This is a genomic window from Devosia insulae DS-56 (assembly GCF_000970465.2).
Taxonomy (GTDB): domain Bacteria; phylum Pseudomonadota; class Alphaproteobacteria; order Rhizobiales; family Devosiaceae; genus Devosia_A; species Devosia_A insulae.
In genome coordinates this window covers 1-21,289 of the sequence record NZ_LAJE02000058.1, presented here as the reverse complement: position 1 = coordinate 21,289, position 21,289 = coordinate 1, and the positions used below count along the sequence as shown (strand labels likewise).

Sequence of the window (21,289 nt, the reverse complement as noted above, 5' to 3'; positions counted from 1 at the left end):
GAGCACTGTGAGCCCGGTGCCCGCCTCATTCGCGCCCCGGCTCCCCCGCGCGGCACAGCGCCTCGAACCGTGCCGCAGCCGCCGAGAGGCGGCGTTCGCGGTGACGGAGGATCGAGAACTGCCGCGGCGGCAGGTCGATGTCGAGCACCTGCAGCTCGCCGCTTCTGACGAACGGCGCGACCACCATTTCGGAGAGGGCGGCGGCGCAGCTGCCGGAGCGGACGGCGCTGAGCACCGCCTCGTTGGTGGGCAGCATCAGCGCAACCCGCAGCGCGCCCGGATCGTGGCCGGCAGCCCGCATCGCCCCTTCGAACACCGCTCGAGTGCCTGAGCCGGGCTCGCGCATGATCCAGCTGAGCTCGCTGAGTGCGGTGCGCGCGCCCGCGGTGGTGACGACCACCAGTCGGTCGCGCACCACCGGCGTGCTGGCCAGCACCGGCTCATCGATACTGCCTTCGACCAGGCCAAGTTCCGCCCGACCGTCGACCACGGCCGCGGCGACGGCGCTGGTATTGCCGACCTCGAAGTTGATGGCGACACCCGGATACTGCCCCTGGAAGGCCAGGAGGCGCGGCGGCAGCCAGTAGTTGGCGACGGTCTGGCTGGCCCGGATATCGAGGATACCGGTCCTCAGGCTCCCCAGTTCGCTGAGCACGGATTCGGTGTTGCGCACCTGCGCCAGGGTGAGCCGCGCCTCGGCCAGCAGCACGCGCCCCTCGCGGGTGAGTTCGATCCGCCGCCCGACGCGATCGAACAGCCGCACGTCGTAATAGGCCTCGAGCGCCTTGATCGCCGCGCTTGCCGCCGAGGGCGAAAGGCCAACGGCATTGGCGCCCTGCGTCAGGTGCTCGCGTTCGGCGACGGCGATGAAAACCGCGAGCTGTTCGAGTGTCATCGTTCGATCCAACAGAATGAAACATGCACTTCTATGTCATTTTCGCGAATGATCGCAATGCCTATGCTCTCGGCAACTTGGTTTGGAGCATGCTGTGCTAGCGCGGCGGGACATTGGCGGCGTGTTGCCCGGGTTGGGACTGGCCCTTGGCGTGGCGGCTTTGGCGGTTGGCGTGGAGGCGCTCGAGCAGCGCTTGCTGGGCGCGCGCTATGTCGATGGCCTGGTCATCGCCATCCTCGCCGGCACCTTGATCCACACGCTGCTCGGCCTCCCCCACGTTTCGCTGCAGGCGTGCAGTTCGCCGCAAAGACCGTGCTGGAGGTCGCCGTCGTGCTGCTGGGTGGCACGATCAGCGCGGCGGCGCTGGCGCAATCGGGTATCGACCTCATCGCCGCAGTCGCAGCCGTGGTGCTGCTGGCGCTCGCTGCCAGTTACCTGGTGGCCCGTTGGCTCGGGCTGGATGAGCGGCTGGCGACGCTGGTCGCCTGCGGCAACTCGATCTGCGGCAACTCGGCAATCATGGCGACGGCGCCGGTGATCGAGGCGCCGGCCGAGGATGTCGCCGCCTCGATCGCCTTCACCGCGGCGCTGGGCATCGTCGTGGTGCTGCTGCTGCCGCTGGCCTTCGGCGCGCTCGGGCTGACGCAATGGCAGTATGGCGTGGTGGCCGGCCTCAGCGTCTACGCCGTGCCGCAGGTGCTGGCGGCGACCGGGCCGGTGGGGGCGATGAGCACGCAGGTCGGGACGCTGGTAAAACTCATGCGCGTGCTGATGCTGGGGCCGGTGGTGCTGTTCGTCGGGCTGCGCCACGGGCGGAAGGCCGCGGTGCGGCCGTCGCTGTCGCTGCTGCTGCCCTGGTTCATCACCGGCTTCCTGCTGATGCTGGCGGCCCGCTCGCTCGGGCTCTTGCCGGAGGCGACGCTGCAGCCGCTGCAGGCGGCCTCGTCACAGCTGACGCTCGTCTCGATGGCGGCACTGGGGCTGTCGGTCGATCTGCGGACGGTACTGTCGTCGGGCGGCCGGGTGCTGCTTGCCGGCTTCATCTCTATCCTGGTGCTTGTCGGGCTCGCGGTGGTGACCGCCTTCCTCCTCGGACGGAGCTGATCAGGGCGCCGGCGCTTCGGCGGGCCGCGCCGACGGTTCTGGCCGGGCGATGCGGCCCATCAGTATTTTGAGTTCGAGCAGCTCTTCGCTCTGCCGGCTGTCGTCGGCGAGGGTACGCAGCCACAGGCTGTCCGGCTGGCTTTGGCGTATCGGCACCAGCCAGCGGCGGCGCCGGCGGATTGCGATGCGGTTGATGCCGTTTCGCTCGGCCTCGATGGCGAGCATCAGGTCGTCCATGTCGCCATGTGGCCAGCGACGTGGATCGATGCTCAACAGCTCCGATGGGAATGCCAGGGTGCCGCAGCCGAGTTCGTCGACGATACGGTCGATAAGCAGCCGCTTGGCGAACGGGCGAGTCTTGCGATCGCGGGCGTAGCTCGTCCCGGCGCCGGGATAGTCGCTGCCATGGACACCGACAAAGGCGCCGCCGCCATAGCGGCAGATGGCGGCGGTCAGCCGCGCCACGTAATCGGGCGGATAGAGGATGTCGTCGTCGAAGCAGAAGTAGAGGCAGGGCCCTTTCTGCTGCAGCAGGCCGTAGAATTTGCCCGAGGCGCGGAACGCCGTATCGGCCGGCGCCAGCACCGGCACGATGCGGGAGTGGCGGGCTACGGCTGGGATGGCATCGTAGCCGTGCAGGAACAGGTGCAGCCGCTCCACCTGTGGCACGATGCGGGTCAGCACCTGTTCGAGGTCGTCGGCGCGGCTGGGGATGCTCGCCATGCCGCCGATGCGGGGCAGGGTGCCGAGGCGCAGCTTCTGGCGTCGACCGGAGCGGGCGGACGCGGCGAGGCGCATCGTTATTGCGGCAAGAGTGGGGTTCATGTACGGGCAGGAGTTGTGGACAGTTGGTGTCGACCCGGCACCCGAAACCGTCTCCCTACGGAGGTCTCTATGGTCCCGGCTGCCGGGGCCGACAACAATATCTACCTTCCCCGCATTACGACGACATTGCGTTCTCGCTCGGGGCGAGGGTCGCCGCTGCGCCTGGTGGCAGGCTGGTGAACCTGTTCACCCGCAGCGGTTATGTCGCCGGCACGCCGACCGACCATTGGCCCGACGCGGCGACGATCGACCGGGTGATGGTGCTGCGTCGCGAGGAAGACACCGCGTTTTCAGAGCGCTACCAGCTGCAGCGTCTCGATCTCGGCCTCGAGGAGCCACCAGTGCGGCGGCGGTCGCCATGGGATCTTGGCGGCCTCGCCGACGACATCGCACAGGTCCGTACGCCGCTGACCGGGCTGCTCCGGTCGCTGCCTTCCGGCGCGCGCATCTTCTGCCCGGCCGGGATCGGCGGCCACGTCAACCATCTGGCGGTGCGGGCGGTGGTCGTCGAGCTGCTGCCCGAGCTTGGTGAGCACTCGGTGCTGTTCTACGAGGACTTGCCTTATGCCGCCTCGCGCCGGGTGCGCCGCCGCGGCATCGCCGACCTCCACGCCGCACTGCGGGGGATGCGGCTGAGCCGGCAGGCCTGGGCCTCGAGCATGAACAAGCTCGAAGCGGTCAATTGCTACCCTTCACAGCTGCCAAAGCCATCAACGCTCCGACGCTTTTCGCCCCGAACCATCTGGCCGATCGGCCCGCATGAGGCGGTCTGGCGGTCGTTCACAGCTTCGTGATCGGAACTTTATCCCGGCCGTGCCGTTGGCCGAAGGCGAGATTGTGGCAGCGCGGCTGCTCGCAGACTCCTGACGCATAAAGCAAGTCAGCATCGCTGCCATTTCAGGGCCGTACTTCGCCGCAAACATGAACGGCAGATGAACGATGCCTTTATTCAAGATTCAGCCAAAGTTCCTATTTATCCGGCCAACCAACCGAACCGACCCGAAATTTTCCGGAGACGCATGACCATGCACCTCGCGACCAAACTTGCCGCCGCCGTGTTCGCCACCCTCTGCGCCGCGGCCCCCGTCTACGCCATCGCCGCCGATCCGACCGGCACCTGGCAGGCCGATGACGGCAAGAGCCGTTACAAGATCACCGAATGCGGCAGCGGCGCCCTCTGCGCGCGCCTGATCTGGCTGCGCGACAAGGATGATGTGAACCGGCAATACCTGAACCAGGTTATCGTCCAGGGCACTCAGTCCTCCGACAACAAATGGACCGGCACGGTCAAGAACGCCGGCGACGTCTATTCCGGTACGATGGTCATGACCGGCAGTGACAGCCTGAAGGTCAATGGCTGCCAGGGCGTCTTCTGCCAGACCGTCAGACTCAGCCGCGTTTGAGGCGCTGCTTGAAATAGGCAGCCTCCAAGAACTGCCGGACTTGAAACCCGCGCCTCCGCCGGCGCGGGTTTTTTGTTGCCTACGCTTCGGCAATCATGGCGATCGAGATCTTGAGGCCAGGCACCCGAACCGGAAGCTTGGCGCCCTGCCGCGCCGGCGGATCAGCCGGAAACCACTTCAGCCACTCCTCATTCATCCCGGCGAAGTCATCTTCCTCGGCGAGGATGACGGTCGCGCTCACCGCCCTCTCGAGGCTCGTGCCCGCTGCCACGAGGATGGCGCTGATGTTGCGCAGCGCCTGGGCGGTCTGTTCCCCGATGGTCTCGCCCACGATCTTGCCGGTCTCAGGCGAATAGGGGGCGGTGCCGGAAACGAACACCAGCCCGGCGCTCTTTACCGCATGGCTGAAATAGGGGGATGGCTTGGGCAGGCTGGGCGAGGAAACTATGGTTCGCGACATGGGTTCAACTCCAGCCTTGATGGTGGAGGCGTAGGGGTCGAGCGGTGAACAGTCGCTGAATGGTTGCCGGAAATCAGGGGCAACTGACTTATTGAGGATGCTGCAACGGCGTTCGGGGCAGGGGGCCGCGCGTGTGGCCTTGCCGGCAAGCGGTTCCGGCAGTTAGCGTTCCCGCATGTGCCACGCGTATTCCATCACCACCAATGTCGAAGCCATCCGCCAGATGGTGCAGACGATTTTCGGTTTCGAGGTCGGGGCCAATATCGGCAACTTGCCGCCGCAGACCGGGGTTTATCCCGATATGCTGGCGCCGATCATCCGCAACCAGCCGGGCCTTCGTGAACTGATCAAGCTGCGCTGGGGCATGCCGAGCTCGTCGCAGGCGCTCTATCAGGCTGCACAGGCTCGTGCCGACAAGATCGCCAAGAAGCAGGGACGGGCCCTTACTGCCGAAGAGCTTGCCGAACTGGTGCGCATGGAACCGGACCGCGGTACTCACAATGTGCGCAACACCAAAAGCCAGCACTGGAAGCGGTGGCTGGCGCCCGAGTTTCGCTGCATCGTGCCGTTCACCAGCTTTGCCGAGATCAGCAACGAGGTCGGCCCCGACGGCCGGAAGCTGGGCAACGCCTGGTTCGCCTTCGATGATGGCCGGCCGCTGGCGTTCTTCGCCGGCATATTTGCGCCTCAATGGACCAGCGTGCGGAAAACCTCGGAGGGCATGGTCACCACCGACCTTTTCGCTTTCCTCACCACCGAGCCGAACGACGTCATCGCGAAGACCAATCCCGATTCCATGCCGGTGATCCTCAGGACACCGGCTGAGATCGCAACCTGGATGACGGCCCCGTGGGAGGAGGCGCAGAAGCTGCAGCGCGCGCTGCCCAACGGTGTGTTGCAGATGGTCTCGATCGGCAACAAGGAAGATCCGCCGCCAGAGGAGGAGGACGGGCCGCCCGAGCTGCCACCCGCCCAGCCCTCGCTGTTCTAGCCGGTAGACGCTCAGCCGAACTCGTAGGGGTTGCGCGCCCGTCGGCTCGCCTTGGCCTTCTTCGCCTTCTCGATGGCCGCCCGCACCCGCTCCTGCTCGCGAAAGGCGTGGGAGCCTTCAATGTTGCGGTTATTAGCGCGCAGCTCGAGAGCATGCTGGGTTGCTTCTTCGACGGTCGTGCCGGCGACACTCATGCTGTGGGCCCCACCGGGGGCGCCGTACGACTCTTTTGACATCGGGAGCTCCAATTGCTTGAGGAGTCCCGGACGCTATGCCCCGGTCTGAAGCCCGTGCAAGCCACGAGGGGTGGTAGGGCAGGCGCCCCCGCCGCACAACCGGGCGCAAGGGTATGGAGCAGCCCCACGATGGGCCGCCCCGATCGCTTGCGACCGGGGCTTCGAGCATCGCGAGCCTAGAGCTTGCCGCGGATACCCGCTGTGACGCCGAGGCTGTAGCTGTCGCCAAGCTGGTTGAGGCTGGTGCCGAAGTTGGCTTCGCCATAGAGCGACAGCGCGTCGCCGGCCCAGTTCACCGAGCCGCCCAGCCGGACGCTGCCCCACAGCGGATTTGTCTCGTTCACTAGCGTATCGGCGCCGACGCTGGTCGCCGTACCATCGAGGAACTCATAGCTGAGGTTGGCGATGCCGTAGGCATGGGTCTTTCCGGTTTCGCCGGCCGTATCCTGCCATTCGCTCTCGTAATCGGCCGAAAGGCCCAGGCGCCCAAGCAGGCTGTCGCCGCTCTGTAGTGCGACGGTCGAGCCATACGAGTCGAACGCATCGAAATCGACCGACGAGTAGGCCAGTTGCGCCTGCGGGGTCACCGACCAGCCGTCGCCGAGTGCTACCTGCTGGCCGGATTCGAGGCTGAGGGCGTAGCCGAACCCGGCATTGCCCGACACCAGCGGCCCCGCGAGCAGATCGGCGCTGAGCGTACTGTCGAACCAGTTCAGCTTGCCCTGTGCGTCGAGATACAAGCCCTCGTTCCCATACCAGGTGAGCGTGCCGCCGAGGCCGAAGGCAGTCCCTTCGATGCCGCCGTTGCCAACCGTGGAGGTGATGGCAGCGGAGATCGTGCCGAGCTGCAGGTTGACACCACCGACCAGGGTGCCGGCTTCGCTCTCAGCAAGCACGCCGTCAGCGCCGGCCTGCAGCCGCCAGGTATCGACCTCGTAGCTGGCGCTTGTGGTCGAGTTGGCGGGTGCGAGCGAGGTGCGGCGGGCATCGATGCGGCCCCAGATGCCGTTGCCCTCGGCGCCGCCCGACCACGAGCGGTTGCCGACGCGCTGCTGCAGGGTCTCGGTGGTGTTGAAAGCCTGCAAGGCAGAGGCGGCGTAGGTTTCGATCACCGGCGCGGCCGGCTGGAATACCGGCGTGTCATCGGGGTTGACGATGCTGCGCAGGTACCAGTCGCCATCGGCACTACCCTGCTGCAGACTGTAGAGATAAGCGCCGCCGATCACCGCCTGCTGGCCTTCATACGCCGTGTCGCCGAGCAGGCTGAAAATGCCATCCGAAGTGCCACCGACATCGATGATCTTGATGCCGTTAGTGGTCTGGCCGCCGGCGCCGCCGAGATTGGTCACCCTGACGTTGGTGGTGCCGACGCTGTTGCCGGTGATGACGAGACGATCGGTAGCGGAGGTGTCGTCGCCTAGCACGGTCTCGATCTGCAGCAGCCCGCCGCCGCCGACGTAGTCGCCAGCGATGGTGAGGTCGGGGTCGTCGATGCCGTTTCTGCCGATGCCGTTGCTGCCGGGGGCGATGGTGCCGCCGGCGGCGAGGCTGGTGGCGCCAACCTTTCCAATGCCAGCGAGGGTACCGCCAAGGACGCTCACCGTGCCGCCGAGTTCCTTGTTGACCTCGAGCATGCCGCCGCTGATCGTGGTGAGCCCGGTGAACCCAAGCTGGTCGGCACCAAAGATGGTGCGCCCTGCCACCTGGTTGATCGCGCCGCTGCCGTTGATCGGGATGTCGAAGACGTAGCCCGTCTCGGTGTGGTTGAAATTGATCTCGGCGCTGGCGGCGAGGGTGATGGCCGATGCCTGAAGCGTGCCTGCCGCTGCCGCGGCCTCGCCGACGGCGCCGCCGATGTTAAGCGTGGCATCACTTGCGGGCAGCGCGCCCCCGAGGGCCAGAGCGGAGCCGCCCCCATTCACCCTCACCAGGCCGTCATTGGCGATAGTCAGCACGCCGACGCCTCTGGTGGCGAGAGTGAAGGTGGAAATCGCGTTGAGTGCCGAGCCGCCGCCCGACACAAGCATGTTGAAATCGGGGGATACCGTGCCGCCCGCGGCAGTTGAGACGCTGATCGTGGTGGCCTCGACCACCCCGCCGGCAAGCACGGAAAGCGAGCCGCGCTGGAGCGCCAATGTCGTTGCCTGCAGCCGTGAGCCTGCTCCAGACACCTCGCCATCCAACCAGCCCGCCGCGATGTTGGTAGTTTGGGCGCCGAAGGTTGCGGTACCACTGACATCGAAGAGTCCGCCGTTCGTCACCCTGACGGTGTGGTTGCCACTCAACTGGAAGAAGCCGGCGACATCGATGGTGGATCCTGCGCCAGTTACGTTGACTGCTGTGGTGCCCGCCAACCTGATACCCGAAGAGTTCCCCTGAAGAAGCCCGCCGGCCTCAACATTGAGTGTCGCCTGTCCGGAGCCCGTCGCTCCCAGGTCCATGCTCTGAGTGCCCGTTGCCACCAGGCTCGTTCCATTTCCCGTAATGGTCAGCGTTGCAGTTTCGTTAGCATTGCGCGCCACGGTAAGCTGCGGCACCGTGCCGCCCGAGACTCCAAATGTGAGACTGGTGCCGCCGTTGAGCACGGTGGTTCCGCCCTGCAGGGCGATCCGGTTGAGGCCCGTACCGGTCACGCCGTTGATGACCAACTCGCCGCTTCCCTGTTTGACCAGACTCGCTGCGAGTGACGGCCCGACACCCACGACTTTTCCGGTTAGCGTCAGCCGTGCATCGGCAGCAACGTCGAAGGCATTGCCCGTCGCCAGCGTCAGCGTGTTGGTGTCAGTGACGACTGTGATCTGTTTGCCTACGATGGTCGGCATCGCGCTGGAGATCGTGAAACTGCCCATTAATGTAATTGTTGAAGCCGCATCCGGACTTCCCTGCGCAGCCGTGATGGCCGCAATCAGTTCGGTCTCGTTCGCCACCCCATAAGCGGCGGCGCCGGCCGGTGTCGCCAGCCCCGCGCTCGCCATGGCGAGCAGCGAAACACTCGCCAGCAGCAACCGGTTGGTGCGGTGTTGGCGCCGCGCCAGGAAAAGCGGCGCAGCATCACTCACGGGGCCCGTGGCCCCGGCATTCAAACTCTGGTTCTTCATCTCGACGCTCTTTAGTTGGCGAGTGGCCTCGCCGGTGGTCCGCCCGTCTGCATCGCCAAGCTCAGGCGAGATTATTCGTTCAATCAAGACAATGGTTTACTCGAAACACCAGGAACGTTAGCTCATGTCGTTCACCTTGAAAATGACACCTTTGTTCACAATTTTGCCGACTTTCGGCTAAGCTTGTCGAAGCCTTCGCGTGCGACATCCAGGCGCGCCGCAGCCAGCGCGGCGTCGGCCTGGGCGAATCGTACCGTTCGACCCGCGAGTGCCTCCACCGCCGCCTCCCTGAGGGCGGGGTGCAGGTCGATGACGCGACCGACGAAGGCGATGGGCCGCTCGCCGGCCCGCCCGATCAGCGCCAGCGCCAACTGCGCCAGCTCGCCACCGGCGGCGCGAAGGATTTCTACAGCGGCCGGATCACCCAGGGTCGCGGCGCGGGCGACGGCCACCGAGAGCGTGCCGATGCGGCCGCGGTCGCCGCCATAGACAAAATGCCGTACGTCCTCCCAGTCGCGGCCGCCGATGGCAGCGAGCAGCTCGCTGGCCAGCACCGGGTGGTCGACGAACGATCCGCACCGGTCGAAGCCGCGGAAGACTTGGTCGAGGGCGGTGAGGGCAATCCATGAGCCCGAGCCGGCATCATCGATCAGGATGCCGCGCCCGCCGACGCGAACCGGCGATCCGCCGGCAGCAACGTGTAACCCGAACGATCCGGTACCGGCGGAAACGAGATGCCCCTCGCCTGGTGCAAACTGGTCGAGATAGGCCAACGTCATGTAATCGAACGGGATGACATCGGCCAGCGCAAGCCCGAAGGCGCCTGCCAGGATGCCGCTGACCTCGGCGGCAACGGAGGGACCAAAACCGGTAAGACCTGCAACGACCCGTCCAACCGACAGAGCCCTGTCCGCCGCCTCTCGTGCAACGGCAGCAGCGACTCCTGCCAGCCGGTCGTGCTCGGTCGGCTCGAACATCCGGCCCGATGCACCACCGACCTCGCCGCGAGCGACCACGGCGCCCGAGGCATCGCAGGCGACCCAGCGGCTGGCGGTGCCGCCGATATCAAACCCCAGCTGGACCGAGAGGCTCATCGATGAACGCTCCCGTCTGGCATCGGTCTAGCCCTTGACGGCGCCGGCCGACAGCCCGGCCACCAGGTAACGCTGCACCACCAGGAAGAAGGCCAGTGCGGGCAGGGCGAAGATCACTGCCGCAGCCATCATCTGACTCCAGTCGAGCGTGTACTCGCCGCGGAACGAGGTGAGGCCTACCGACAGCACCCACTGGTCCTGCGAGGCGATCAGCGTGCGGGCGAGGAAGAACTCGTCCCAGCCCGAGATGAACGACATCGCGACCACCACGACGAGGCCGGGCAGTGATAGCGGCAGGATCACCCGATAGAAGGCGCCCAACTGCGAGCAGCCGTCGATCATCGCCTGCTGCTCGATTTCGACCGGAATCTGATCGAAGAAGCCTTTCAGCAGCCAGATGGCAAGCGGCAGGATGAAGGCGGTGTCGGCGATCGCCAGACCGACAAGGCTGTTGTAGAGCCCGATCTGCTGGAAGATCACGAACAGCGGCACGACGATCAGCGCCGCGGGTAGAAGCTGCGAGAACAGGATGATGACGGTGAACACCGAAGTTGTCGTGGTCTTGAAGCGTGACAGCGCATAGGCCGCGTTGATGGCGATGATGGTCGAGAACAGCGAGGTGCTGCCCGCCACGATCAGCGTGTTCAAGAGCCAACGGCCGATGTCGCGCTCTTCGAAGATGGTCCAATAGGACTCGAGGCTGAATCCGCTCGGGATCAGGTGCGGCGGCCAGGTGAAGATGCTGTCGGTCTCGACCGAGGAGACGAACATCCAGTAGTAGGGGAAGAACACGATGGCTGCGCAGACCAGGGTCAGCACAAACCAGAACCCGTTGAGGATCGACTTCTTGCGCGCCGGGGTCATTTGGCCTGGTTGCTCCGCATGATGCTCCAGAAATAGACGAGACTGAAGGCCAGCAGGATCAGCAGCAGCACGGTGCCGACGGCGGCGGCGTAGCCGACGCGCTGATACTCGAAGGCGGTATTGTAGGTGAGAACGGACAGCGTCTCGGTCGAACGGGCGGGGCCGCCGCGGGTCATCGCATAGATCATGGTGACGCGCCGGAACGAGTTGAGGATCAGCAGCAGGATCAGGATGACGTTCACTGACCTGAGGCCGGGAAGCGTCACGTGCACAAAGCGCGTCCACGCCCCGGCGCCATCCATCCTGGCGGCTTCGTATTGCTCCTCGGGAATGGTCTGCAGGCCGGCGAGGAGGATCAGCATGGCCAGCGGGAACTGCTGCCAGGCGGTCAGCACGACGAGCGCGGGCAGGGCGAGGTGCGATTGCGACAGCCAGGCCTGCGGCTGCTCGATGACCCCGATCATTACCAGCAGGTAGTTGCCCACGCCGAACTGCGGGTCGAGCATCCAGGCAAAGATCAGGACCGCGACAACCTCCGGGATCGCCCAGGGCAGGATGAAGATCGTTCGGATGAAGCCGCGGCCCTTGAAGTCACGGTTGAGCAGCAGCGCGAAGCCAAGGCCCAGGGCATAGGTGCAGATGACCGAAGCGGCGCCGTAGATTGCCGTCACCCTGAGCGAGTTCCAGAAATATTCGTCCTGGAACAGGGCGTTGAAATTGGCGAGGCCAATGAACTTGCCGGCGGAATAGTTGAGGATCCGCGTGTTGAAGAAGCTCAGGGCGACGCCCTGCACGATCGGCCAGATCAGGATCACGGCCAGCAGGATCGCCACCGGCCCAAGCAGCCAGATAGGTAGCCAGTTGATGCGTTGCGTCATGGGTCTCGGCATTGGCGTACTTCACATTGGCTCGAGGGACGTTTCGGGGCGGCCTGCGCCACCCCGAAAGGCGGGGGTGGGAAGTTGCTAGAGTGTCGCTTTCCAGTTCTCCAGCTTGCCCTGCAGGCCGTTCAGCCCGTCCTCGACCGAGGTCTTGCCCGAATAGATTTCCGACAGGGCGTCGACCACCATCTGGCGGAACTCGGCGGCCTGGATCAGGTAGCCCGGAGGGGCGTAGCCAATGCCGCCCGGATACTGGGCCGCGATGTCGGCCATCTTGCCGACCCAGGCGTTCTTGGCGAGAAATTCCGGGCTCGCCTGCACCTTGGTGCCGGGGATCTGCAACAGGCCCTCGAGCCAGTTCCGCTGCGCGTCTTCGCTGAGATATGCGGTCAGCAGCTTGCACGCCGCTTCGGGGTTGGGCGACTTGGCCGGGATCACGTAGAAAGCGCCGCCGGTGATGGCTGCGTGGGTCGGGGTGGGCACGATCTCGAAGTCGATATCGGCCATCATCTCGGGCTTCTGGCTCGCGACCTGGGTCATCAGCCATGGGCCCTCGAACATGATGGCGACCTTGTCGTCGAGGAACAGGTCACGTGCCTGGATCACCCCCAGCCCGACAGGCGCCAGCCCCTCATCCATGAACCGCTTGATCCAGCCGATCGCCTCGATGTTCTTGGGGGCGTTGGCTGTGATCGTGCCATCCGGTTGCGACCAGTCCGAGCCGAAGCCAAGCACCCACTGCATCGAGTTGATGTAGACGTGCAACGGCGCCGCCATGTCATTGCCGAAGGCATAACCATAGGCGCCGGTCTTTTCCTTCACCGCCTTGGCGGCGGCATAGAGCTCTTCCACGGTTTTCGGCATCTCGGTGATGCCGGCGTCAGCGAGCAGCTTCTTGTTCACCACCACCGACCAGGGGCTCATGGTCAGCGGCACGCCATAGGTCTTGCCATCGACCTGGGCAAAGCTCACCGAGGGCAGCAGGCGGTCACCGAAGCCGCCGTCGGCGATGCACTGGTCGAGTGGCGCGAGCGTACCGGCGTCGATCAGCGGCGGGAGCATGGAGGTGAAGGCGGTCATCAGGTCCGGAACCGCGCCGCCGGCGATCTGAGTGGTGACGACCTTCTCGAAGTCGGCAGACGGGATCTGGGTCGGGGTGACCTTGATGCCTTCGGCGGCCTCGAACTGGGCGGTATTGGTTTTGAACCAGACGCCCACGTTGCCCTCTTCCCACATCCAGCTGGGCACGCTGAGGGTCTGCGCCTCGGCGGCGCCTATGCACAGGCTCAACGTCACGGTTGCGGCCGCGGATAACAGAATGCGCTTCATTTTCTAGTCTCCCTTGCTTGTAGTGGTCGGGGCCCCGGCCCCGCATCGATGCCCGCGTCCAAAGCGACGCGGAGAATCCCCCCGGCATCCGCCAGTCGTGTTTTGGCCTGAGGGGTGTCGAGGCCCGACAACTGGACGAATATCGCGAGCTTGGTGTCATGCCCGGCATCAACCAGGGCCTCGCCGGCCTCGGCGATCGAGCACCCGGTGGCCTGCGCCACGATGCGCACGGCACGAGCCCGCAGCTTCTCGTTGCTGGCTCTGAGGTCGACCATGAGGTTGCCGAAGGCCTTGCTCATCTGCACCATGCTGGCGGTGGTCAGCATGTTGAGGATCAGCTTCTGCGCCGTACCCGATTTCAGCCGCGTCGAACCGGCAAGAACTTCCGGCCCGACCTCGGGGGCGATCGAGATATCGGCCTCGTGCGTGATCGGCGAGCCGGGGTTGCAGGTGACTGCGATGGCCGTCGCCCCGATGCTGCGCGCATAGCGCAGGGCCGACGCGGCATAGGGTGTGCGGCCCGAAGCGGCGAGCCCCACCAGCACGTCCTTGCCGCTGAGCGTGATGCGCTGCAAGTCGGCCACGGCTGCGGCTTCGTCGTCTTCGGCCCCTTCGACGGCATGGCGCAGGGCACGGTCCCCGCCGGCGATCAGCCCCACCACCATCGATGCGTCGACGCCGAAGGTGGGTGGGCATTCGGATGCATCCAGCACGCCAAGCCGGCCGCTGGTGCCGGCGCCGGCGTAGACCAGCCTGCCACCCTCGCCAAAGGCGGTAACGATGCGCTCGACCGCCACTGCGACCTCGGGCAGGACCTTGGCGACCGCAACCGCAACGGTGCGGTCCTCGTCGTTCATCGCCTGCACCAGCTCGATGGCGCTCATGCGGTCGAGACGGCCGGTGCGGGGGTTGCGCGCCTCCGACACCAGGCCATCCAGCTCGGACAGCAGACTCGGTTCCACCTTGCTTTCCTCCCCCGGGCGCCGTTCTAGACCGACAACTGCACCGGCTGGCCGAGGCGAGCCGCCTCGATCAGGGCACTGATGATCCTGGTGTTGGCGAGGCCATCCTCGCCGGTCGCCAGCACAGGCTTGTCGTGCAGCACCGCCTCGACGAAATGCACCACGGCGTCGAGCACGAAGCCGGTCAGATGCGGCCCGAACGGGGGTACCAGCATGTCCGGGAAGGAGCCCTTTTCGCTGGTATAGAGTTCCATGGTGCGGTTATGCGACCCGTCGATATTGATGGCGCCCTTGCTGCCCAGGAACTCGAGCTTGAGGTCTTTTACCGTGTTGTAGGTACGCGGCAGGATCCAGGCGTGTTCGAACACGGCGACCGTGCCCTTTGCATACTCCACAGTGGCGACATGGAAGTCAGGAGCATCGACGCCCAAGTCCTTGAGTACCCCGTCGCGCGAGACGACATAGGCGCGCACCGGCTTGTCATCGAGAATCCAGCCGACTACGTCGATCATGTGGCTGCCCAGGAACCACAGGGCCGACGAATTGCTCGACCACTTCAGCATGTCCTGCGGAACGGCGACGGTGTTGCTCAAACGCGCGTAGACGTAGGACGGCTTGCCGATATCGCCGCGCGCCAGGGCATCGCGTGCCGCCACCATCGGGGGGTTGGCCCGGTTGTGGAAATCGACCATCAGCTTGACGCCGGCCTTGCGGGCCGCAGCGATCATCGCCTCGGCGTCCTCGATGGTCGTGGCCAGCGGCTTTTCGACCAGAATGTGCTTGCCGGCTTCGACCGCGGCGAGGGTGGCGGTGCGGTGGGCGTGATCGGGCGTGGCGATCGAGACGGCCACCACGTCGGGATCGGCGAGCACCTCGTTGATATCGGTGGTGTACTTGCCGGCGCCATAGGTCTCAGCGATGCGCTTGGCGCGAGCCTCGTCGAGGTCGCAGACATACTTGAAGTCCACCAGCGGATGGCGGCTGTACGCCTGAGCGTGCCTCTCTCCAAACAACCCGGCACCAACCAGCGCAAAACCGTTCTTCATGCTTTCCTCGTTTCGACATTCAGCGGCGCTTTTGGGTCGCCGGGGACTTCACTTCCAGAATTCAATATGATACCGGTACTATATTGCGGTATCAGGCGCGGGGCGGGCAGTTGCGGCAGAAAGTATCGATCTCCGGACGCCGGTTGTGTCGCTCCATTTCGCGCGGGATGGCGCGATTGGCCTGCGCCTGCGGGATTCCTCAGGAAACTTCATGCGCCCCACCCAGCGTTGCGTATTCCGTGCTATCCGCGGGGGAACTGGTGACCTCGTATTTGGTCATTCCTCCCTCGCGGTCTGATTGTGGTATGATACATGTCTTACAAAACTCGTCAATAGAGCGTCATGGATAAGACCGGTACTCTTGTTGGTCTGCTATTGGAGCGGATCGAAAGCGGCGAATACCCCGCCGGCGAAGCTGTGCCCTCCGAGCGACAGCTCGGTGAAGAACTCGGCCTGTCGCGCACGACGATCCGCCGCGCCATCGACGACCTGGTGCAGCGGGGGCGGTTGCAGCGTCAGCCGGGGCGCGGGACTTACGTTACCGGCGGCAGCGCGCTCGCCGAGGTGGTAACCGGCGCGCAGCGCATCGTTTCGGTGATCATTCCGACATTCTCGAACCCGTATTACGGCGAGATGGTCAACGGCATCGAGAAGGAAGCCCGGCGCTACAATCTGCGCGTCATGGTGGGCCAGTCAGAGTACTCGACCGCCAGCGAGAGCTCGCAGGTCGGCCAATCTGCCGCCGACCCGACGGTGTGCGGCGCGCTGGTCGTGCCCAACTCGGTCGAGCAGTCTTCGAGCGGCGTGCAACAGTTCATCGCTGCGGGCAAACCGCTGGTCTATATCGGCCGCTGGCCCAGGGGAGTGAACTGCGACGGAGTCTGTGTTGACTACCGTATCGCCGCCCACCAGGCCGTCGAGCACCTGATCGGGCTGGGTCACCAGCGGATCGCATATGTGGAGGGCCTGCCGCACCTGCCGGGGTTCTCACCGTACGACGGCTACGCTGACGTATTGCGAGAGCGTAAGCTTGCTATCAAGCCGGAGCTGGTGCGGTCTTACGATCTGCCATCGGAGGCGGCGGGCCAGCATTCCGTAGCGGATCTGGTCTCGAGTGGAGCTGAGTTCACGGCGATCTTTGCCCGCAACGACGTGACCGCGATGGGAGTGATTCAGGGCCTCCGCCAAGCGGGACTGCGCGTCCCCCAGGACGTTTCGGTCGTTTCGATCGCCAATAGCCTGTGGTCGCGTTCGCTTGACCCACCGCTGACCAGTGTGAATCCACATCCGGGTGCTGTCGGACAGCTTGCCATGCGCATGCTGTGCGATCGGCTGGAAGGCACCTATACCGGCCCGGCGATCCGTACGACGGTAACGCCCGATCTGATCGTTCGGGCCTCGACAGCTGAACCGTCATAGTTGGCTGGCGAAGCAGGGTAGCACATCGACATGGCCGGTATCAGTATCGTCCCGTTCACCGATCTCACCCTGGCGCAGCGCGAAACCGCCGCCGAAATCCTGGTTGCGGCGCTGGCGCATGTGCCGGCTGCCTGGAAGACTACCGAGGAGGCGCGTGGCGAGATCGCAAAGCTGACGGGAGACCCGGAATGGGCTGGCCTTGCGGCGGTGGAGGGCGATGCGGTTTGCGGCTGGGTGGGCGCCATCGCGAGCTATTCGCACGCCTCTGAGCTGCACCCGCTGGTCGTCGCGCCTGATCGGCAGGGGCAGGGGATCGGCAGCCGACTGGTGGCCGCCATCGAAGACCAGGTCCGCGCCGGCGGGGCGCTGACACTGTATCTCGGCAGCGACGACGATTTCGGCGGCACCACGGCGTTTGGCGCCGATCTCTACGCCGATACGCCTGCCGTGCTGCGCCAGCTGGCCGCCACACCGGGCGGCAAGCACCCGCTCGAGTTCTACCGAAAATGCGGGTTTGGCGTCATCGGCTTCATCCCCGACGCCAACGGGGATGGCAAGCCGGACATCTGGCTGGGCAAGCGCCTGTAAGGAAGGCGGCCGGGGATGCCGGCCGCCCGATCAGTCAGTGGTGATGCTCGGGCATGGCCTCGAGCGCGTCCTTGGTCCACGTCGTCACGGCGTGCACGTCGCCACTCTCGTCGCGCATGAACTCGAGCTGGCTGGCGGACACCGCCACCGGCTTCGCGCCGATGCCGAGGAAACCGCCGACATCGATGATGATCTCGCTGCCGAGGCCGGCGCCGTGGACATGCGAGACAGTACCGACCTTCTCGTCATCGGCGCCGTAAACGGTGGCGCCTTCGAGCACCGCCGGGGTGAGCTCGGTATTGCCGAGGCGGGTGTGGGTGGAATGGTCCATCGGAGGTCTCCTCTGAGGTTGGTCGAGTGAACCAAACCCGCCGGGCGGCCGACCGTTCCCAAGTTGCCTGCGATACGTCGCCGGCGGCCGCTCATGAAACTCGAAATCTCCAGCGAATGGGGGTGACGCTGAGGCCCTGCAAGTTGCCCCCACTCGGTGTCATCCCGCGAAAGCGGGGAACTCCGTTTGCGATCGTGCGGCGGGCACAAAAACAGAGGTTCCCGCTTTCGCGGGAATGACCCGGTGGGTGGTGCACGAACCTGACCTACCGCCCCCTCCACCAGCCGGGGGAGGGGGCGGACTGGTTACTCCGCCGCCTGCGGTACGGCGCTGGGGACGCGACTGGTCGCCGACCTCGGCCCAACCGCGGCGATCAGCGTCGTGACCACGGCCAGCGCCGCAACGAACGCGCCGCCGGCAATGTAGGGCTCCCAGCTGAAGCCCGGCGCCGCCGTGAAGATGGCGGAGACCGCTGCGAGGACGATACCGCCGCCAATCTGGAACGAGGCGAACAGCAGCCCCGAGGCGAGACCCGACTTGTCGTCTTCGACGTCGGCAAGGGCCGCGACCTGCACCGAGGGGTAGGTGGCGGCATAGCCGAGGCCGAGGAAGAGCTGGGTGATGATGACCAGAGCTACGGGATCGAACCGGCCGATCGCCAGTACCCAGAACACGTAGCCGATGGCCTGCAGCAAGACGCCGATGGCCATCACCTTGGTCGTGCCGTTGCGCTGCGCCACGCCGGCGAGACGCGGGGCGAGGAACATCACGCAGGCACCGCCGAGCGCGAAGCTGAAGCCGGTGGCGAAGGCCGACCAGCCATAGACGTGCTGGTAGTAGAGCGTCGCGAGGAACTGGAAGCCGACATAGACGCCCTGGAACAGCGCGGCGACGACGTTGGCATGGCTCAGCTTCTTCCGACGGAAGATCGACAGCGGCACCATCGGATCGTGATGGCGGGACTCGACGACGAGGAAGATGACGATCAGCGCGATGGACGCGGCGAGCGGCCCCCAGGTGAGCGGGGCGGCAAAGCCGGCGGCCGAGGCGTTGGTGACGCCGAAGACGAACAGTAGGAGGCCCGGCGTGATGGTGATGGCGCCGGCCCAGTCGAACGAGGCGCGCGACCTGCCGCTGTCCTTGTCGGGTGGCAAGACGAACGGCGCGATGAGGAGGACGAGGATGGCAACCGGCGCCGCCATCACCAGCGTGGCGCGCCAGGTGAAGACGGTAACCGCCCCGCCCAGCACCATGCCGAGCACGAACCCGGCAGCGCCGGTGGAGGCGAACAGCCCGAGCGCCTTGGCCCGGGCCTGGCCCTCACCGAACACGCTGAGCAGCAGGGCGAGCGCGGCCGGCGCGGTGAAGGCGGCGGCAATGCCCTTGATCAGCCGGGCGGCGATCAGGGTCGGACCCGAATCGACGAAGGCGCCGGCGATCGAGGCGGCGGCAAAAATGCCGAGCGCCCAGAGGAAGACGCGGCGGTGGCCAAAGATATCGGCGACGCGGCCGCCGAGCAGCAGGAAGCCGCCATAGCCGAGCACATAGGCGCTCACCGCCCATTGCAGCACATTGGGCTCGAGCCCGAGTTCGGCCTGGATGGCGGGCAGGGCGACGCCGATGGTGGAAACGTCCATGGCGTCGAGGAAGTTGGCGGCGCAGAGCAGGAACAGGGCCAGCCCGGCGACACCTCCGATCTTGGTAGAGGTCATCGAAATTTATCCCTTTCGCAATGCCGCCGTCGCGTGAGGGAGGAGCGCCGGCCGGCAGAGGGAGCGGAAACTGACGACCTGCCATCCATATTGCAAATTGATAGTGATCATGCGAGGTATCACTGGCAATGATGAATGATACCGCCCTTCGCAAGATCGATCTGAACCTGCTGCTGGCCTTCTCGGTGCTGATGCAGGAGCGCAATGTCAGCCGCGCCGCCGAGCGGCTGCTGCTCGGCCAGCCTGGCCTCTCGGCCGCGCTGAAGCGGCTGCGCGAGGCGCTCGACGACGAGCTGTTCGTGCGGGTCGGGCGCGGGCTGCAGCCGACGCCGCGGGCGCTCGATATCGCTCCGGCGATCGAGGACGCGCTGGGTTCGATCGAACGGGCGATCCGCATGCCGGATGCGTTCGACCCTCTGAGCTATGAGGGCACCTTCCGCCTCGGCATGTGCGACAACCTCGAGACGGCGTTCTTCGGGCCGCTGGCGGCGCGGATCCGCCGCGAGGCGCCGAAGGCCAAGCTGGTTTCGGTGGCCTCGCACACCCATCACCCGGGCCAGCAGCTCGATAATGGTGAGTTCGACCTCTCGGTCTCGGTCCACCCCGAGCCGGCTTCCTGGCACGTGCGTCAGCCGCTGTTCCACCAGAGCTCGATTTCGATCTACGACCCCGATCAATTGAAGCTGACGGCACCACTCACCTTGGCCGATTTCACCCGCGAGGCGCATATCGCGGTGTCGTTCGAGGGAGACATGGCGGGCGATGTCGATGCGGCGCTGAAAAAGCTCGGGCGGACCCGTTCGGTGGTAGCGACAGTGCCGCGCTTTTCGGCGCTGCCGACGGCGCTCAGCGCCATGCCGGCGATCGCCACCATCCCCGAATCAATCGCCCGCTGCATGGCGTCGCTGCACGGCCTCGCCATCTCCAAGCCACCAGTGGAGCTCGAGGCCTCGCCCGTGTCGCTGCTCTATCGCCGGGTCGACCGGGCCGACGGCCGGGCGCAATGGTTCCGCCGGGTGTTCGTCGAGGTGGCGCGCGAAGCGTTGAAAACCAGCGGCTGCAGCTGCGATATTGCGATAGCGGCTTGAGCATAAGCGCCAGAGCGTCACCCCCCACGCTCAGGACTTACCTGGAGGAACTACATGACCAACACCGTCCGCGAATTGCGCCTAGTGCTCACTGTCGATGATTTCGAAGAGGCGCTGGCGTTCTGGCGCGACAGTATGGGGCTGAAAGAGCAGATCTCGGTCGGCGACGATGACGGGCATGTGGCGATCCTCGGCGCCGGGATCGCGACGCTGGAGATCAGCGACAGGAAGCACGCCGAATTCATCGACAAGATCGAGGTTGGCCGCGTCGTCGGCGGGCAGTTCCGCGTGGCGCTGCGCTTCGACGACGTGCCGGCGGCCACCGACCGGCTGGAAGCGGCGGGAGCCAAGGTATTGGGAACGCCACGGCCGACACCGTTCCGCTCCACCAATTCGCGGCTCGAGGCGCCCGATGGTGTGCAACTGACTTTGTTCGATGCGGAGTGAAGCGTGAGCGACTACCAATTGATTGAGCGGATCCCCACGATCGAGGAATACCGCGAGCTGCGCCGGCTGTCGGGGCTGAGTGGCAAATCTGAGGAGGCAGCGGCGCGCGGCCTCCCCAACACCATCCACGCGGTGGTGATCGAGCACGCCGGCAAGACCATCGGCATGGGCCGGGTGATCGGCGACGGTGGCACCGCCTACCAGGTGACCGATATCGCCGTGCTCGAAGCGCATCGCGGCAAGGGGCTGGGCAAGCAGATCGTCGCGGCCTTGGTCGATTGGCTGAAGGCCAACGCCCCGCCGACCGCCTATGTGAGCCTCATCGCCGATGGGCCGGCCAAGGCGCTTTACGCCCAGTACGGCTTTGCCGAAACCGCGCCAAAGTCCGTCGGCATGTATCTGTGGGTGAAGTAGGGCAGGATGCGCCGGAGCTACCTCAGCTCCTCAATCGAAATGTCGACGTCGAGGTCGGGCCAGCGCAGGCCCCGGCCGCCATCGGTGAAGCGCCAGTTGAGG

22 protein-coding genes and 1 pseudogene are annotated in these 21,289 nt (G+C 65.6%); 9 read left to right on the top strand and 14 right to left on the bottom strand.

The window, feature by feature from the left end:
- Positions 1-25: 25 nt before the first annotated feature.
- Positions 26-895, bottom strand: a complete 870-nt coding sequence (locus VW23_RS03115; protein ID WP_069908133.1) for a LysR family transcriptional regulator — start codon at positions 893-895, stop codon at positions 26-28.
- A 94-nt stretch (positions 896-989) separates the two neighbouring features.
- Here VW23_RS03115 and VW23_RS03110 point away from each other — a divergent pair.
- A pseudogene (locus VW23_RS03110) lies at positions 990-1,999 on the top strand (YeiH family protein).
- Here the strand turns inward: VW23_RS03110 and VW23_RS03105 are convergent.
- The gene (locus VW23_RS03105) at positions 2,000-2,797 is read right to left on the bottom strand and encodes a hypothetical protein (RefSeq protein WP_069908132.1); all 798 of its coding nucleotides are present in this window, start codon (positions 2,795-2,797) and stop codon (positions 2,000-2,002) included.
- 203 nt (positions 2,798-3,000) lie between these two features.
- Here VW23_RS03105 and VW23_RS03100 point away from each other — a divergent pair, with 203 nt between their 5' ends.
- Both VW23_RS03100 and VW23_RS03095 read left to right on the top strand, forming a co-directional pair.
- Positions 3,001-3,618 carry a PIG-L deacetylase family protein gene (locus tag VW23_RS03100; protein WP_069908131.1) on the top strand — a complete coding sequence of 206 codons (618 nt, stop codon included), beginning with the start codon at positions 3,001-3,003 and terminating at the stop codon, positions 3,616-3,618.
- 225 nt (positions 3,619-3,843) lie between these two features.
- Positions 3,844-4,227 carry a DUF2147 domain-containing protein gene (locus tag VW23_RS03095; protein ID WP_069908130.1) on the top strand — a complete coding sequence of 128 codons (384 nt, stop codon included), beginning with the start codon at positions 3,844-3,846 and terminating at the stop codon, positions 4,225-4,227.
- Between the two features lie 79 nt (positions 4,228-4,306).
- Here the strand turns inward: VW23_RS03095 and VW23_RS03090 are convergent, their stop codons facing one another.
- The gene (locus VW23_RS03090) at positions 4,307-4,687 is read right to left on the bottom strand and encodes a RidA family protein (protein ID WP_069908129.1); all 381 of its coding nucleotides are present in this window, start codon (positions 4,685-4,687) and stop codon (positions 4,307-4,309) included.
- Positions 4,688-4,862: 175 nt separating this feature from the next.
- Between VW23_RS03090 and VW23_RS03085 the strand changes: the two genes are divergently transcribed.
- Positions 4,863-5,678, top strand: a complete 816-nt coding sequence (locus VW23_RS03085; RefSeq protein WP_069908128.1) for an SOS response-associated peptidase family protein — start codon at positions 4,863-4,865, stop codon at positions 5,676-5,678.
- 11 nt (positions 5,679-5,689) lie between these two features.
- Here the strand turns inward: VW23_RS03085 and VW23_RS03080 are convergent, their stop codons facing one another.
- The 8 genes from VW23_RS03080 to VW23_RS03045 form a co-directional block, all read right to left on the bottom strand.
- A complete protein-coding gene (locus VW23_RS03080) occupies positions 5,690-5,914 on the bottom strand; it encodes a hypothetical protein (RefSeq protein ID WP_069908127.1) in 225 nt (74 codons plus the stop codon).
- 176 nt (positions 5,915-6,090) lie between these two features.
- The gene (locus VW23_RS03075) at positions 6,091-9,012 is read right to left on the bottom strand and encodes an autotransporter family protein (protein WP_084645464.1); all 2,922 of its coding nucleotides are present in this window, start codon (positions 9,010-9,012) and stop codon (positions 6,091-6,093) included.
- 155 nt (positions 9,013-9,167) lie between these two features.
- A complete protein-coding gene (locus VW23_RS03070) occupies positions 9,168-10,106 on the bottom strand; it encodes an N-acetylglucosamine kinase (protein WP_069908126.1) in 939 nt (312 codons plus the stop codon).
- 27 nt (positions 10,107-10,133) lie between these two features.
- On the bottom strand, positions 10,134-10,970 hold the full coding sequence (locus VW23_RS03065) for a carbohydrate ABC transporter permease (protein ID WP_069908125.1): 837 nt from the start codon (positions 10,968-10,970) through the stop codon (positions 10,134-10,136).
- A complete protein-coding gene (locus tag VW23_RS03060) occupies positions 10,967-11,860 on the bottom strand; it encodes a carbohydrate ABC transporter permease (RefSeq protein WP_069908124.1) in 894 nt (297 codons plus the stop codon). The genes VW23_RS03065 and VW23_RS03060 overlap by 4 nt, the downstream gene beginning before the upstream one ends.
- 75 nt (positions 11,861-11,935) lie before the next feature.
- The gene (locus tag VW23_RS03055) at positions 11,936-13,180 is read right to left on the bottom strand and encodes an ABC transporter substrate-binding protein (RefSeq protein WP_069908123.1); all 1,245 of its coding nucleotides are present in this window, start codon (positions 13,178-13,180) and stop codon (positions 11,936-11,938) included.
- Complete coding sequence (gene murQ / locus VW23_RS03050) at positions 13,177-14,142, bottom strand: N-acetylmuramic acid 6-phosphate etherase (RefSeq protein ID WP_069908122.1); 966 nt, start codon at positions 14,140-14,142, stop codon at positions 13,177-13,179. Before murQ ends, VW23_RS03055 begins: the two co-directional genes overlap by 4 nt.
- 26 nt (positions 14,143-14,168) lie before the next feature.
- On the bottom strand, positions 14,169-15,188 hold the full coding sequence (locus VW23_RS03045; protein WP_069908121.1) for a Gfo/Idh/MocA family protein: 1,020 nt from the start codon (positions 15,186-15,188) through the stop codon (positions 14,169-14,171).
- Between the two features lie 342 nt (positions 15,189-15,530).
- Between VW23_RS03045 and VW23_RS03040 the strand changes: the two genes are divergently transcribed.
- On the top strand, positions 15,531-16,607 hold the full coding sequence (locus VW23_RS03040; protein ID WP_084645463.1) for a GntR family transcriptional regulator: 1,077 nt from the start codon (positions 15,531-15,533) through the stop codon (positions 16,605-16,607).
- Between the two features lie 30 nt (positions 16,608-16,637).
- Positions 16,638-17,195 (top strand): GNAT family N-acetyltransferase, encoded by a 558-nt coding sequence (locus tag VW23_RS03035; protein WP_069908119.1) that lies wholly within the window; start codon positions 16,638-16,640, stop codon positions 17,193-17,195.
- Positions 17,196-17,229: 34 nt separating this feature from the next.
- Here VW23_RS03035 and VW23_RS03030 read toward each other — a convergent pair whose 3' ends face one another.
- Positions 17,230-17,526 carry a PRC-barrel domain-containing protein gene (locus VW23_RS03030; protein WP_055997231.1) on the bottom strand — a complete coding sequence of 99 codons (297 nt, stop codon included), beginning with the start codon at positions 17,524-17,526 and terminating at the stop codon, positions 17,230-17,232.
- A gap of 305 nt (positions 17,527-17,831) precedes the next feature.
- Entirely contained in the window at positions 17,832-19,238 is a 1,407-nt protein-coding gene (locus VW23_RS03025; RefSeq protein WP_069908118.1) for an MFS transporter, read from the bottom strand.
- Positions 19,239-19,366: 128 nt separating this feature from the next.
- On the opposite strand from VW23_RS03025, the gene VW23_RS03020 reads away from it, so the two are divergent.
- From VW23_RS03020 to VW23_RS03010, 3 genes are read left to right on the top strand one after another with little or no spacing between them, the layout of a single operon-like run.
- Positions 19,367-20,326, top strand: coding sequence for a LysR family transcriptional regulator (locus VW23_RS03020; RefSeq protein ID WP_069908117.1), 960 nt, complete (start codon positions 19,367-19,369; stop codon positions 20,324-20,326).
- A 54-nt stretch (positions 20,327-20,380) separates the two neighbouring features.
- On the top strand, positions 20,381-20,773 hold the full coding sequence (locus VW23_RS03015; RefSeq protein ID WP_069908116.1) for a VOC family protein: 393 nt from the start codon (positions 20,381-20,383) through the stop codon (positions 20,771-20,773).
- 3 nt (positions 20,774-20,776) lie between these two features.
- Positions 20,777-21,187, top strand: a complete 411-nt coding sequence (locus VW23_RS03010; protein WP_069908115.1) for a GNAT family N-acetyltransferase — start codon at positions 20,777-20,779, stop codon at positions 21,185-21,187.
- A 17-nt stretch (positions 21,188-21,204) separates the two neighbouring features.
- On the opposite strand, the gene VW23_RS29755 is transcribed toward VW23_RS03010, so the two are convergent.
- Positions 21,205-21,289: DUF2442 domain-containing protein (locus VW23_RS29755; RefSeq protein ID WP_141728202.1), on the bottom strand; the 85-nt coding region annotated here is incomplete at its 5' end.

Excerpts from the sequence above, each read along its gene's own strand:
- VW23_RS03115 (WP_069908133.1), bottom strand. The coding sequence starts at position 895 with ATGACACTCGAACAGCTCGCGGTTTTCATCGCCGTCGCCGAACGCGAG.
- VW23_RS03105 (WP_069908132.1), bottom strand. The coding sequence starts at position 2,797 with ATGCGCCTCGCCGCGTCCGCCCGCTCCGGTCGACGCCAGAAGCTGCGC.
- VW23_RS03095 (WP_069908130.1), top strand. The coding sequence starts at position 3,844 with ATGACCATGCACCTCGCGACCAAACTTGCCGCCGCCGTGTTCGCCACC.
- VW23_RS03090 (WP_069908129.1), bottom strand. The coding sequence starts at position 4,687 with ATGTCGCGAACCATAGTTTCCTCGCCCAGCCTGCCCAAGCCATCCCCC.
- VW23_RS03085 (WP_069908128.1), top strand. The coding sequence starts at position 4,863 with ATGTGCCACGCGTATTCCATCACCACCAATGTCGAAGCCATCCGCCAG.
- VW23_RS03080 (WP_069908127.1), bottom strand. The coding sequence starts at position 5,914 with ATGTCAAAAGAGTCGTACGGCGCCCCCGGTGGGGCCCACAGCATGAGT.
- VW23_RS03075 (WP_084645464.1), bottom strand. The coding sequence starts at position 9,012 with ATGAAGAACCAGAGTTTGAATGCCGGGGCCACGGGCCCCGTGAGTGAT.
- VW23_RS03070 (WP_069908126.1), bottom strand. The coding sequence starts at position 10,106 with ATGAGCCTCTCGGTCCAGCTGGGGTTTGATATCGGCGGCACCGCCAGC.
- VW23_RS03065 (WP_069908125.1), bottom strand. The coding sequence starts at position 10,970 with ATGACCCCGGCGCGCAAGAAGTCGATCCTCAACGGGTTCTGGTTTGTG.
- VW23_RS03060 (WP_069908124.1), bottom strand. The coding sequence starts at position 11,860 with ATGCCGAGACCCATGACGCAACGCATCAACTGGCTACCTATCTGGCTG.
- VW23_RS03055 (WP_069908123.1), bottom strand. The coding sequence starts at position 13,180 with ATGAAGCGCATTCTGTTATCCGCGGCCGCAACCGTGACGTTGAGCCTG.
- VW23_RS03045 (WP_069908121.1), bottom strand. The coding sequence starts at position 15,188 with ATGAAGAACGGTTTTGCGCTGGTTGGTGCCGGGTTGTTTGGAGAGAGG.
- VW23_RS03040 (WP_084645463.1), top strand. The coding sequence starts at position 15,531 with ATGGATAAGACCGGTACTCTTGTTGGTCTGCTATTGGAGCGGATCGAA.
- VW23_RS03035 (WP_069908119.1), top strand. The coding sequence starts at position 16,638 with ATGGCCGGTATCAGTATCGTCCCGTTCACCGATCTCACCCTGGCGCAG.
- VW23_RS03030 (WP_055997231.1), bottom strand. The coding sequence starts at position 17,526 with ATGGACCATTCCACCCACACCCGCCTCGGCAATACCGAGCTCACCCCG.
- VW23_RS03025 (WP_069908118.1), bottom strand. The coding sequence starts at position 19,238 with ATGACCTCTACCAAGATCGGAGGTGTCGCCGGGCTGGCCCTGTTCCTG.
- VW23_RS03020 (WP_069908117.1), top strand. The coding sequence starts at position 19,367 with ATGATGAATGATACCGCCCTTCGCAAGATCGATCTGAACCTGCTGCTG.
- VW23_RS03015 (WP_069908116.1), top strand. The coding sequence starts at position 20,381 with ATGACCAACACCGTCCGCGAATTGCGCCTAGTGCTCACTGTCGATGAT.